The organism is Paenibacillus sp. FSL R5-0475, assembly GCF_038004585.1.
Lineage (GTDB): Bacteria > Bacillota > Bacilli > Paenibacillales > Paenibacillaceae > Paenibacillus_AQ.
Map to the genome: position 1 here is coordinate 2,327,440 of NZ_JBBORK010000001.1, position 11,774 is coordinate 2,339,213.

Annotated in this window: 12 protein-coding genes; all 12 read right to left on the reverse strand. The window is 43.4% G+C overall.

From position 1 onward, the window contains the following. Nucleotides 1-19: 19 nt before the first annotated feature. Nucleotides 20-913, reverse strand: coding sequence for a response regulator transcription factor (locus MKX41_RS10280; RefSeq protein WP_340970158.1), 894 nt, complete (start codon nt 911-913; stop codon nt 20-22). After that, nucleotides 858-1,898, reverse strand: coding sequence for a ThiF family adenylyltransferase (locus tag MKX41_RS10285; protein WP_340970160.1), 1,041 nt, complete (start codon nt 1,896-1,898; stop codon nt 858-860). Before MKX41_RS10285 ends, MKX41_RS10280 begins: the two co-directional genes overlap by 56 nt. A 72-nt stretch (nt 1,899-1,970) precedes the next feature. Next, complete coding sequence (locus MKX41_RS10290; RefSeq protein ID WP_042188823.1) at nt 1,971-3,524, reverse strand: ABC-F family ATP-binding cassette domain-containing protein; 1,554 nt, start codon at nt 3,522-3,524, stop codon at nt 1,971-1,973. Nucleotides 3,525-3,860: 336 nt separating this feature from the next. Beyond that, nucleotides 3,861-5,360: a serine/threonine protein kinase gene (locus tag MKX41_RS10295; RefSeq protein WP_340970163.1), complete on the reverse strand. Its 1,500-nt coding sequence runs from the start codon at nt 5,358-5,360 to the stop codon at nt 3,861-3,863. A 121-nt stretch (nt 5,361-5,481) separates the two neighbouring features. Further along, the gene (locus MKX41_RS10300; protein WP_340970165.1) at nt 5,482-6,549 is read right to left on the reverse strand and encodes an SAM-dependent methyltransferase; all 1,068 of its coding nucleotides are present in this window, start codon (nt 6,547-6,549) and stop codon (nt 5,482-5,484) included. After that, nucleotides 6,546-7,328 (reverse strand): ABC transporter ATP-binding protein, encoded by a 783-nt coding sequence (locus tag MKX41_RS10305; RefSeq protein WP_340974872.1) that lies wholly within the window; start codon nt 7,326-7,328, stop codon nt 6,546-6,548. The genes MKX41_RS10300 and MKX41_RS10305 overlap by 4 nt, the downstream gene beginning before the upstream one ends. After that, nucleotides 7,328-7,651: a thioredoxin family protein gene (locus MKX41_RS10310; protein ID WP_340970167.1), complete on the reverse strand. Its 324-nt coding sequence runs from the start codon at nt 7,649-7,651 to the stop codon at nt 7,328-7,330. The genes MKX41_RS10305 and MKX41_RS10310 overlap by 1 nt, the downstream gene beginning before the upstream one ends. Further along, a complete protein-coding gene (locus MKX41_RS10315; RefSeq protein ID WP_340970169.1) occupies nt 7,648-7,992 on the reverse strand; it encodes a cyclic-phosphate processing receiver domain-containing protein in 345 nt (114 codons plus the stop codon). The genes MKX41_RS10310 and MKX41_RS10315 overlap by 4 nt, the downstream gene beginning before the upstream one ends. A 2-nt stretch (nt 7,993-7,994) precedes the next feature. Beyond that, nucleotides 7,995-8,852: a deoxyribonuclease IV gene (locus MKX41_RS10320; RefSeq protein ID WP_340974874.1), complete on the reverse strand. Its 858-nt coding sequence runs from the start codon at nt 8,850-8,852 to the stop codon at nt 7,995-7,997. Next, nucleotides 8,842-9,657 (reverse strand): Fpg/Nei family DNA glycosylase, encoded by an 816-nt coding sequence (locus MKX41_RS10325; protein WP_340970172.1) that lies wholly within the window; start codon nt 9,655-9,657, stop codon nt 8,842-8,844. Before MKX41_RS10325 ends, MKX41_RS10320 begins: the two co-directional genes overlap by 11 nt. Nucleotides 9,658-9,703: 46 nt before the next feature. Further along, nucleotides 9,704-10,492, reverse strand: a complete 789-nt coding sequence (locus MKX41_RS10330; protein WP_340970175.1) for an HAD-IIA family hydrolase — start codon at nt 10,490-10,492, stop codon at nt 9,704-9,706. Between the two features lie 283 nt (nt 10,493-10,775). Then, entirely contained in the window at nt 10,776-11,723 is a 948-nt protein-coding gene (gene rnz / locus MKX41_RS10335) for a ribonuclease Z (protein ID WP_340970177.1), read from the reverse strand. Between the last annotated feature and the right edge of the window lie 51 nt (nt 11,724-11,774).

The following is an 11,774-nucleotide window of genomic DNA, read 5'->3' on the forward strand; positions in this document are numbered from 1 at the left end:
CTATAATAGAGAAATAGTCTCAGGATGTGGTGCCGCCTTCGGGCGCCCTCATTACATATCCTGTTCCGCGAACGGTGTGAATCAACTTGTTCCGGTGACCTTTATCCATTTTCAAACGGATATGTCTGATGTAAACATCTACAACATTGGTATCTGCGTGAAATTGGTAACCCCATACTTCCTTAAGTATCTCGATGCGAGAGCATATCATTCCTTGGTTCGCAGCGAGATAATACAATAGATCAAATTCTTTGGGTGTCATTTTTAACTCGATCCCGTCGCGACTTACAAACCTGCGGCTGGGATCGAGCATTAAACCATCGACTCTCAGTATTTGATTTAAATTTCGACGCCGTCCAGTAAGGGTTAACAAATTTAGAATTCTGTGTTTGAATTCACCGGTATGTAAAGGCTTTGTCATATATTCATTACCCCCGGCTGAGAACGCCGAAACTGCCCCAGTTCCAGATTCAGATTGTTCACCGGAAATCACCATTACCGGTAGTATCATCCCCTCAGCTCTTACAGCGGAAATTATGTCCCAGCCTTCCCAAGTCCCCACCTCGCATAACTCAGCAAGCAGCAGTACCGGTTCTACTTTTGATATGGATAAGCGGAGATCCTCGGGATCTTCGCTTTTTGTTGCTTCAAGTCCAATATCTTGTAGCACACTTTTTATAACGGTTCGATCTTCTTCTCTACTACTGCTATCAGCCATATACCATATTATTTGCTCAATCACAAAGTTCCCCCATATCCATATGACTTGCACCAGCATCACTGCGGTACGTATAGAATTCCCGGAAAACAAAAAGACCATTCCTAAGAAATGGCCTGAACACCTATTTACAGCTTCTTTATCCAAAATATCGATGATAAAAGCCTCGAGCAGCAGCAATATCTTTTGTTCCATGAATCAACGCTCTACCATCAGCAAAAATTACTAACCGATAAGGCCCTTCTATAAAAGAAACCAGATAAGCGTTGCTGTCCACGCTTCCGCTTCCTAAACGAGACAAACGATCCGCAGTTTCCTGCAAGTTAAGCTTCTGTGGTCTCGCAGGTCGAATTTGTACTGTATCCCTTCCACAAAGAACATCGCCTCGTTCGGTATTCGCTGCCATTAGATAGGGGTAGATCGGATGACTCCCACAAGAAGGGCAGTTTTTCTTTTTGGCAGCTTTCACTCCAATTTCATGGTATTCATTCCGCCACACATCAAACGTTAACAGTTTGTTTCTTAATTGATCTTTACGCTGACCTAGTAGTTTCAGCGCCTCTGCCGTTGCATTTGCCGTAACTAGTTGTACTGCTTGCGGAAGTATACCTGCGGTATCACAGGTATCACCTCCTAGCGGTACTGTACCTAGAAGACAATGGAGACATGGAGTTTCTCCTGGCAAAATCGTATAGGTTATTCCATAACTGCCTACACATGCACCATAGATCCAAGGAATACCGTGCTTTTGCGCCATATCATTAATAATGAGCCGAGTATCAAAATTGTCTGTACCATCCATGATCAGATCAACCCCTGAAACAAGCTCTTCCAACTCTTCGGCACGAACATCTATAACATAGGCTTCAATAACGACCTCAGAATTAATCTGTTGAAGTTTGCGCTGCGCAGCAGCAGCCTTAGGCATACGTTCAATAGCATCTACCTCAGTATAGAGCTGTTGCCTCTGAAGGTTACTCCACTCTACATAATCACGGTCAGCTAAAATAATTTTGCCTACCCCGCAGCGTACCAGCGTCTCTGCAATCCCTGTACCAAGCGCACCTGCTCCCACTACTAAAACACTAGACTGCGCGAGCCTTTCTTGTCCCTCTGCTCCAAATGGCGCAAATCGCACCTGACGAGAATAACGATCTTCACGACCATCTGTATGAATCATTCGGTTTCCCTCCCCGTATCCAAAAACCGGAGAACAGCAGATCGTCTGCTATTCCCCGGGAGTATGAAGATTCTATACTTGTACTGCTGACCACTGTTCAACATCCCAAATTTTCGTAACCCAATCTTCATAGAAATCAGGTTCATGGGAGACGAGCAGGACTGTGCCTTTATATTCTTGTAATGCCCGCTTCAGCTCTGCCTTGGCAATAACATCAAGGTGATTGGTAGGTTCATCGAACAGAACCCAGTTGCTCTCACGCATCAACAGCTTACAGAGACGGACCTTAGCTTGTTCGCCACCACTCAGCATGCTAAGCGGTCGGGTAATATGCTCATTTTTCAGACCACAGCGAGCAAGATGTCCACGCACTTCATTCTGAGTTAGACTAGAAAATTCATTCCAGACATCCTCAATAGGTGTAAGATTAGCTGCTTTCACTTCTTGTTGGAAATACGCTGAGTTCAGATAATCTCCTAGATAGGTTTTACCGCTATACGTAGGAATCACGCCAAGAATAGTCTTCAGTAGCGTCGATTTACCGACACCATTGCAACCAGTTATAGCGATCTTCTCTCCACGTTCAATGGTCATGTTCAGCATAGGAAGCAACGGACGGTCGTAACCAATCTCGAAATCAATGCCTTCGAAGACTGTTTTCCCGCTGGCCCGACTTTCTTTAAACTTAAAGGTAGGTTTTGCAGCTTCTTCTGGTCGATCAATTCGATCCATACGATCCAGCTGTTTCTCACGGCTCTTCGCCCGGCCAGATGTGGAGGCACGAGCTTTGTTACGCTGAATGAAATCCTCTTGTTTCTTAATAAAATCCTGTTGTTTCTCATAAGCATCTATGTGTTGGATCTTATTCATCTCGGCCATATTCAGGAATTTCTCGTAGTTCGCAGTGTATCGAGTAAGTTTACCGAACTCCAGGTGATAGACCACATTTACGACTTTATTCATGAATTCCGTATCATGAGAGATCAATATAAATGCATATGGATATTGCTTCAAATAGTTAGTTAACCAGTCGATATGCTCAACATCCAAATAGTTAGTAGGCTCATCCAGCAATAGTACATTCGGTTTCTCAAGCAGAAGCTTCGCGAGCAGAACCTTTGTGCGCTGACCCCCACTTAGTGAAGCGACATCACGGTCAAGTCCAATAACGGATAGGCCAAGACCATTCGCCATTTCCTCCACTTTTACATCAATAAGATAAAAATCTCCGATGTCCAGCTGTTCCTGAATGTCCCCCATTTGCTCGAGTAACATCTCTAACTCTTCAGGAGAAGCGTCGCCCATCTTTTCAGTTATAGTTAGCATTTCCTGTTCCAGCTCTAAAAGTGGCAAGAAAGCGTCCTTCAATACATCACGGATGGTTTTCCCTGGCGTTAAGATCGTATGCTGATCCAAGTAACCGTAACGGACGCGAGGCGTCCACTCTACTTTTCCACTATCCTTCAACAGTTTTCCAGTCAAAATATTCATAAGCGTCGATTTTCCTACGCCATTTGCTCCTACGATTCCTACATGCTCACCCGGTAACAACCGGAAAGAAACATTTTTAAACAACGTCCGATCCCCAAAATTGTGGGAAACGTCTTCTACACTAAGTAAACTCATAAATTCTCCGCAAGCTCCTGTCTATACTTAAATAATGCGTAATAAGAAGAAACGACGTTGTCATCTTTTAAAGACGACAACCGTTTCTCGTAAAAATATAAGGATAAAGTATAGTGTGAAGCTTATACTTTCTTATATTTCAAGCAGAAACGTCTTCAGCGTCCCTGTAGGACGGTAAGCGTTCATGCAAGAAATATAAAGGTAAAGTATAGTGTAAAACTTATACTTTCTTATATTTTTCAAAACACGTATAAATATATATTTTAACACACTTTAATGCAACACTGAACTAAAAGTTAGTTGAGTGAAAAGAGGAAGCATAGAGAACCGCTTTATTCAGCCTTTCTTTTGAAAAAAACTACGGCTTTTCCCCTTACTGGGTACATCTAATACTCCCTCAAACATTTCATTGATCTCTTCTACCAACTTCCCCTTAGGCTTGAATGGATCTTGCTGAAAAGGTAGTCCATAAATCTTATCTGTACCTATAGCGGTCTGCAACAGTTGTACAGTTGAGCGTTCTGCGAGTGGTAACCCCACCCTCCAATTCGTTTCAGGCTGTAACCTTTTACGCCTAAGCCACACTAGTAAATCTTCGAGTCGCCAATCTGCACCAGAAGTAATTAGAATCGGCATATCGCTATATTTGAACTCATCAAGCGCCCCTTCATATTCCCCAATGCCAAGATCCAACACTACAAATTGATAATCCCCTCTCAGCAAATCAGCCATTTTTCCGTGAATAGGACGTTTCCAATAATGCACCCCTTTCCATGAAAAAGCAGATATCTCATCCTTGGATGCAACAGTTGTAATCTGTGTATGTAACATGCTGCGAATGCGTTCATAAACCGATGAATCAGGAGAAAAATCAACCCATGCAGTTGCCCCCTTCTGTGCAAGTAAGCTACTCACTGCGAATGAAGTATGTGTTGTTCCAAGACCTGAAGCAACTCCGAGTATGGCAATGACCATCGCTTTTCTCTTTTCTAGAGAATGTGGGACTGAAATAGTAAAATCATTTACTCTAACCATTTCGGACTCCATACGAATTAGCGTCTGTAGAACTGCTTCCGCATTCTGATAACGCTCTTCCGGGTGATGTCGTAATAAGCGTCTTATGATTGGAATAATGCCAGCTGGCATATGGTTATATAGCCGATCCTCCATCCCAGACTCCCATTGACTACATTGCCCTCCAGTTGCCATAAAGAGAATTAATGCACCTAATCCATATAAATCGGATACCGGCTGACTCTGCCCACTTCCATATTGCTCAGGTGCCGCGAATCCAACCGTACCAAGCTTAACCGTATCTTCAGAGATACCGTGTTTGTAGCTTCGTGCGATCCCAAAGTCAATTAACATCAGTTCTTTTTGCAGTGTCAACATGATATTTGAAGGCTTTAGATCACGATAGATAATCGGTGGTTGATGACTATGCAGATATTGAAGGACTTCTAAAAGCTGTTTAGCCGCCTGAATGATGAAGTCACTTGGCAAAGGTCCGGGATTATCCTTCATTAGCTGACTCAAGCTCACACCTTCAATATAGTCCATGATTAAATAGGAATACCCTTCTCGATCTGGAAGATAGAAATCGACAATACGCGGCAATCGTGGGTGGTCTAGTGTAATTAACATATCGGCTTCCGCTTGGATGTCAGAATGCAGCTCATCTAAGCATAAGCTTTCTTTTACAGCCCATCGTTTACCCTTTAGACGCAAATCTTCCGCAAGATAAACATTACTCATCCCACCTGAACCAATATGGCCCGTAATTCTGTATCTGTCATCAATAACCTGTCCAATCTTAAGTTTCGTCTCAAAATACAAACTTACTCCCCCTTTTCGCAAAAAAAAAAAAGAGAAAGCTTCCGCCATTAACGTTCTTACCGCAAAATACGGTCACGTTAATAACGGGATGCTTTCCCTTAGAAAATTAAAATTTGTTTGATTAGTATTTAATCATATAAAGTGTAATTTCATCACGATTATGGAATAGCTGCTTTGCACGCTGAATCTGCATGCGCTCCCCTTCAAACATCGCAATAATTTCTTTGATCATCGCAAGTGGTTTCTTATGCATCAGTTTTACGGTCACAATGGCCGTCCCACCCGGTGACAGACTGTGGAGTAACCCGGTTACTAGCTTCGCCATCAGCTTAGGACTCCAGCTCATATCGCACACGAGCAGATCAAATTCATTGTCCCGGAATTTTACTTCTCCTGCGTTTTTACGAAGGATTTTCAAGCCCGGATAATTACGAAGGGACTCATGCATTAACGCAGGGTCAACAGCTGTAACCTTCATTCCACGTTCCAGTAAGAAAGAAGTCCACCCACCTGGAGAAGCACCAATATCTAACGCATTACGGAAGCTGTAAAAAGGAATATCAAACTCCTTCTCGGCTTCCATTAGTTTAAACTTGGCACGTGAGATTTGTCCATCCTCCTTTCGGAAACGGATGGCACCGCCATTCCAGCTAGATAAATTCGCTTCTGGTCTGGACACACCTGCATATAAGGCATTCCCGTCTGCGTAGACTGAAATAACCCAGGCTGGATCTTGCACAGTAAATTCTGCGCCTAAGCTCTGCAATTGCTCTTGGAGCCATTCACGAAGTTCTCCTGGACTGTCCTGCCAGAAGGAAGGATCACCTTTACGAACGTTCAGGGATACCTTCTCACCCTCAAGCTCAGTGTGGCGACTTAAATACACCGCTAAACGCTGTAGAGCTTCCATGGTTCCTTCATCCTGAAACTGAACAGGCTGTATATGACGCAGGAAAATGGGAAGATTCTGTGTGAGTAGGCGCGTTACTTCCTCTGGTTCAGATTGCAATGTAGCCAGAAAGATTTCTCCTGGTAGTAACAAGGTACTCTTCACAGCACCGAATAAACGGCGAAGCTCTTCTTGCGCATAAGGCGCAAATCCGTGATTTGCTGTACAAATATATCGGGAATACACTTCTTCTTCCGGAGCAATGTTCTGCTCTTCGGTATCTTGTCTTAAATCGTTCAAATCGTTTTGCCTCCAGGTCTAATTTTAATCCAGGGACGACCGCTATCCCATTCAACATCAACAGGAATATCATAAGTGGCCATGATCATTTCTTTCGTTAATACTTCTTCTTTCGGTCCAGATCCAGCTAGCTTACCCTCACGGATTAATGCAACATGCGTGAAAAGCGGGACAATTTCTTCCACATGGTGAGTAACGTATACTACAGAAACATTACGCTGTCTCAGCTTGTCTATTTCAGCCAGCATTTTTTCCCTTTCATATAGATCAAGGCCGGCACATGGCTCGTCCATAATTAATAGCTTAGGGTCAGCCATAAGACATCTTGCCAGCATAGCCTTTTTACGTTCCCCCTGTGACAAGGTCCCAAAAGGATGAAATGCCATATTGCCTAGATTCATATCTTCCAGCATGCTGATTGCTTTCTCTTTTACTTCGGAGGGGATCGTCTCGTAGAAACGCAAATAAGCGTAAGCACCTGTTGCTACGACCTCCCACACCGGATCTTCTAACGACATCTTTTCCATCAAGGAAGGCCCGATATAGCCAATTTCTTTACGAACCTCACGTATATCACATTGTCCATATTTATAACCCAGCACTTCTACAGTCCCTTTGCTAGGAAACAAATAACCAGTCATCATCTCTAAAATTGTGGTTTTACCAGAGCCATTCCGTCCCAAAATGACCCAGTTCTCACCTTCTTTAACTTCTAGCGACACATCGTCCAAGATTAAGCTTTCTTCCCTGCGGAGAGATAAATGTTGTAATGAAATGATTATGATATAACACTCCTTATGTATTCCAGCACTCGCTCAACTGAAACCATGGAATAATAAACTTTCGGATCATTTTCCCGTTCTGCAGAAGCTACAAGTAGTGCAGGAACGCTCGTAATACGATATTGTTGTACCAAATTCGGCAGCATGTTCACATTACCTGTAACCATTTGAAGTTCAGCAGGCAATAGATGAGCCGCCACCTCTAACATCCGTTCAGCAGCCTTACAAGTACCGCACAGTGGAGTGTGTAAGAATACTACAAGCGGTTCTCCTGAACTCTTGAGCGCCTCCAGTAATTCCACTTCATTCATTACCTTCATTTCAAGTTCGTCTCCTCGGCGATATCGTGAAGCTTATCAGAACTTAGGGGACTATTTACCAAAAGCATCCCCTCAGGTTTAGCAGTATATAAGATCTCATACATTTCTTTTCGCCCCCACAGACTGGAAGTGTGCAAATAGATTTCTCGGGGGAACAGTCCTTCCAGTACGATCCGTCTGGCAACTTCTCCACCCGAATAATCACCCGGCCCCATATCGTAATCCAGTGATAAAATAGCCACCTCGCACTCACGCAGCATTAGAAGACATTCTTCCGTAGAACGAGCCAGAGCGAACCCTTTAGGTACCTTTCGAAGATCATCCATATAGATATGAATCACAATTACGCCTCCGCTTCAAACCAACCACGCACAATGGCAATTTCTTTTCGGTGACTGCCATCCGCCCCCTTCTCCGTTTCCATGACAACAGCTGAGCTTCGTAAAAGCTCGGAGGACAATAAGCTTTTCAGCCCCTGCGCTCCAATATGTCCTTGTCCGATTCCAGCATGTCTGTCGCGTCTTGAGTCGAAAGGAAACTTAGAATCATTTAAATGAACAGCAACAAGATGTGGCCAAAATCCAAGTCGCTCTCCTCGTTCAAGGAAGTCTTCCGTTCGCTCAGGGTTCCAGATACCAGCTGCGTAAGCGTGACAGGTGTCCAAACAAAATCCTATTTTCTCTGGAAATTGGCTAAGCTCTCGAACTTTCACGAGTTCTTCAAGTGTAATTCCTTCATTTCCATGGTTGCCCGCTTGATTCTCTATAAGCAGCTTAGTACGTCCATCCCAGGACTGAAGCACCTCATTCATACATTGTATAATATTTTGATAGCCTTGTAACGGCTCCATTCCACCAAAATGTCCAAAATGAACAACGATGCCTAATGAACCACAAGCTTCTGCAATCTCTAGATCATTTAAGAGAGAGGCTACATAAACCTTTCGTGGAGTAACATCATCTTCACCAGCCGCCATGTTAATCCCATAGGGTGTGTGAGCAATCGAAGTAATCCCTTTGTCTTGGCAAAAGAGCGCACAATCCCTCGTATCTCGTACATCTACCTGTTTAAGTTTCAAACTACGCGGATTTTTAGGAAAATATTGAAAACATGTTGCACCGCTCTCCCAAGCGAATCGGGCAGCTCTCCCATATCCGCCGCGAATGCTGACATGAGCCCCTATTTGAAGACTATTGGTCATGCTGACAGTCTGGGCAATAAAACACTTTGCGTCCAGACAGCTCTGTTTTGATAATTGTTCCCCCATCACGAAGACAAGGCTCGCCTTCACGATCATACACTTTACATTGATTATTATATGAACCTGTAACAGTATCCCCAGTCATAAACGGCATTTCCATGTACCCACCAATTTCAGTCGCCTCAGTCAGTACTTTTTGGATGCCCTCATAAAGACGGGCTATAGATTCAGTTGTTAAATTTTGTACTAGTGCAGAAGGTAAAAGCCTAGCTTCAAAGGCAATCTCATCAGCATAGCAATTCCCGACTCCAGCCATCACATGCTGATTTACTAACAGGCTTTTGAGCGCACCTCGCCGTCCCTTTAATAATGCAGTGAATCTTTCCAGCGTCATCCGACGATCCAGCAGCTCAGGTCCAAGTTTACCCATTGTGGCTTCGCTTTCCTTCACCGACAGCAAATGTAGATAGCCTAAGCGAAGTCCAATGAAGTAAAGGATATGATCTCCAAATGCGATTTCGACTTGTGTGTTACGATCCGGCCGTTCATCCTCCGTACCATAAAAAAGTATTCCACCAAGCATCAAATGTAGAAGTAGTCTTCTTCCATCATGTAGGTGAAACAAAATATACTTGGCACGCCGCTCAACAAAAACAACACGCGCACCGATCAATGCATTTCTAAAAGCTTCTGTTTCCATATTAATTGATTTTTCTCTGTTCACGATTACATCAGATATTGGCACATTTATAATATGCTGACTAAGCAGCTTTCTATAATTCTCCATTTCCGGCAATTCCGGCATAGCTCATCGTCCCTTCTAGGTTGGTGAAGTAATAAGATCCTAGCTATTATACACCGAGAAACGTTTTAAGTTCAGTTAAATCGGCACAAATTTCATCCGGTGAGATTCCGGTAAGGTTTTTATAGTGGTCAAGATTTTCTGCATTGGTTAATCCGGTAAATACAAGAACTGTACGACAGCCCGCATTTACTCCAGCTGCTATATCTGTACGCATATTATCACCGACAACCACTGCATGTTCAGGCACTATACCAAGAAGATCTGTCGCAAATTTGATTAAATGGGATTCCGGCTTGCCAATCACTACCGGACTCACTCCACTAGCAGCCTTGATGGCTGCTCCGATCGTACCTGCGCCAGGCATAATGCCATCATCTGATGGCAGCATTAAGTCTGGGTTAGTGAGTACAAACTTTGCTCCTCCCAGAATCCAGCGTGAAGCTTGCGAGAGCGACGTATAGTTGAAGGAGCGATCGATGCCTTGCAGTACATAATCGGGTGAGTCTGTGACAATGCGGAGCCCAGCTTCGGTACAAGCCACATGCAAACCCTCTTCTCCAAGTATCGCCACTGCAGCCCCAGGTGATTCCTCAGCTATGTAACGTGCGGCCGCCATTGATGAGGTACATACCTCCTCAGCTTTCGCATCGATTCCCATTCCACATAAATGTGCAGCCACATTAGCCGCTGTACGCGATGAATTGTTGGTAACAAATAAAAAAGGAATGCCCGCTTCACGCAGACCTTTAATCAGTAAATCAGCACCAGGAATCATTTTATGCCCATGGTATAACGTACCATCTAAGTCAATCAATAATCCTTTAATCTGTTCCATTATAAATCCCTCTATTTCCATAAAAAATTAATTAATGTGATAAATTAATAATGGTATTAATAAACATTCAACCTAAGCCCAGCTTGGATTTAGAATGATTAATAATACTTTTTGTTTGGTGGTATTGTCCGTTTATTTTCGGCAAGATTTCCAGCCATTCGTACCTCTTTCACGCTGTAATTACTTTAAATCTAACACACTTCGTCGAATGAAATCGAACGAGAGACTCTTCCAGCATTTTTTAGCATAGCACTGTCATTTCCTGCGCTTTCCCGGAAAATAATCATTTCCCCAATTGCCCGTTTTGTCTTCGATAAATTGGATATGTGCCGAATTCCTCCGCTAATAATGTCTCTGGAAAAATGAGCTCAGCTTCTTCCAGCAAAGGAATCAACTCTTCAGACGAACTGTAACGAGAGCTGAAATGAGTCAACAATAGTTGGCCTGCATTGGCTTCCTTTGCTAGTTCTGCAGCTTGACGTGCTGTACTGTGATGGTATTGATACGCCATTTCTGCCAGATCATGAGCAAAGGTTGCTTCATGAACGATAAGGTCTGCATGAAGTGAGAGTTCTAAAGCTCCTGAACAAGGTCTTGTGTCTCCCAAGATCGTAACAATACGCCCTCTTTTAGGTTCTCTAACAACATCAGCAGCGCAGATACGAACACCGTCATCCGTTATAACATCTTCACCTTTTTTTAATTTTCCATATAACGGTCCAGGCTTTAAGCCATAACTCTTTAGTAATTCCGTATTGAGGCTCCCGGGACTATCCTTTTCCGTTACCCGGTAACCATAGCTATCAATACGATGCTCTAATAATGCTGCCTCCACTTTAAAACCATCATCCTCAAATACCGTTCCTCCTGTATGCTCGACAATCTCAATCTTGTATGGAATTCGGGATTGGCTCACAGCTAAGGATATATCTAAGTATCCCTTCAATCCAGGGGGACCATAAACCGTTAAAGGAGATGTCCCTCCCTGATAACCACGACTAGATAATAAACCTGGAAGACCAAATAGATGATCTCCGTGTAAATGTGTAATAAATAGCTTTTCCAGCTTCCCTAGGCGAATCGGTGAGCGAAGAACCTGATGCTGAGTCCCTTCCCCGCAATCGAACATCCAAATGCTACGGCGTTCTTCCAGAAGTCTTAATGCAATCGACGTTACATTGCGTTGTATAGTTGGTACCCCTGCATTCGTACCTAAAAAATATAATTCCATCCCTCTTCCTCCCTTCTTCTTATTGGCTGAACTATCTCTTATCTATTCTAA

What these genes read in the sequence shown, in the direction of transcription:
- MKX41_RS10280 (WP_340970158.1), bottom strand. Translation starts at nt 913, where the DNA reads ATGGAACAAAAGATATTGCTGCTGCTCGAGGCTTTTATCATCGATATT.
- MKX41_RS10285 (WP_340970160.1), bottom strand. Translation starts at nt 1,898, where the DNA reads ATGATTCATACAGATGGTCGTGAAGATCGTTATTCTCGTCAGGTGCGA.
- MKX41_RS10290 (WP_042188823.1), bottom strand. Translation starts at nt 3,524, where the DNA reads ATGAGTTTACTTAGTGTAGAAGACGTTTCCCACAATTTTGGGGATCGG.
- MKX41_RS10310 (WP_340970167.1), bottom strand. Translation starts at nt 7,651, where the DNA reads ATGAAGGTAATGAATGAAGTGGAATTACTGGAGGCGCTCAAGAGTTCA.
- MKX41_RS10320 (WP_340974874.1), bottom strand. Translation starts at nt 8,852, where the DNA reads ATGACCAATAGTCTTCAAATAGGGGCTCATGTCAGCATTCGCGGCGGA.
- MKX41_RS10325 (WP_340970172.1), bottom strand. Translation starts at nt 9,657, where the DNA reads ATGCCGGAATTGCCGGAAATGGAGAATTATAGAAAGCTGCTTAGTCAG.
- MKX41_RS10330 (WP_340970175.1), bottom strand. Translation starts at nt 10,492, where the DNA reads ATGGAACAGATTAAAGGATTATTGATTGACTTAGATGGTACGTTATAC.
- rnz (WP_340970177.1), bottom strand. Translation starts at nt 11,723, where the DNA reads ATGGAATTATATTTTTTAGGTACGAATGCAGGGGTACCAACTATACAA.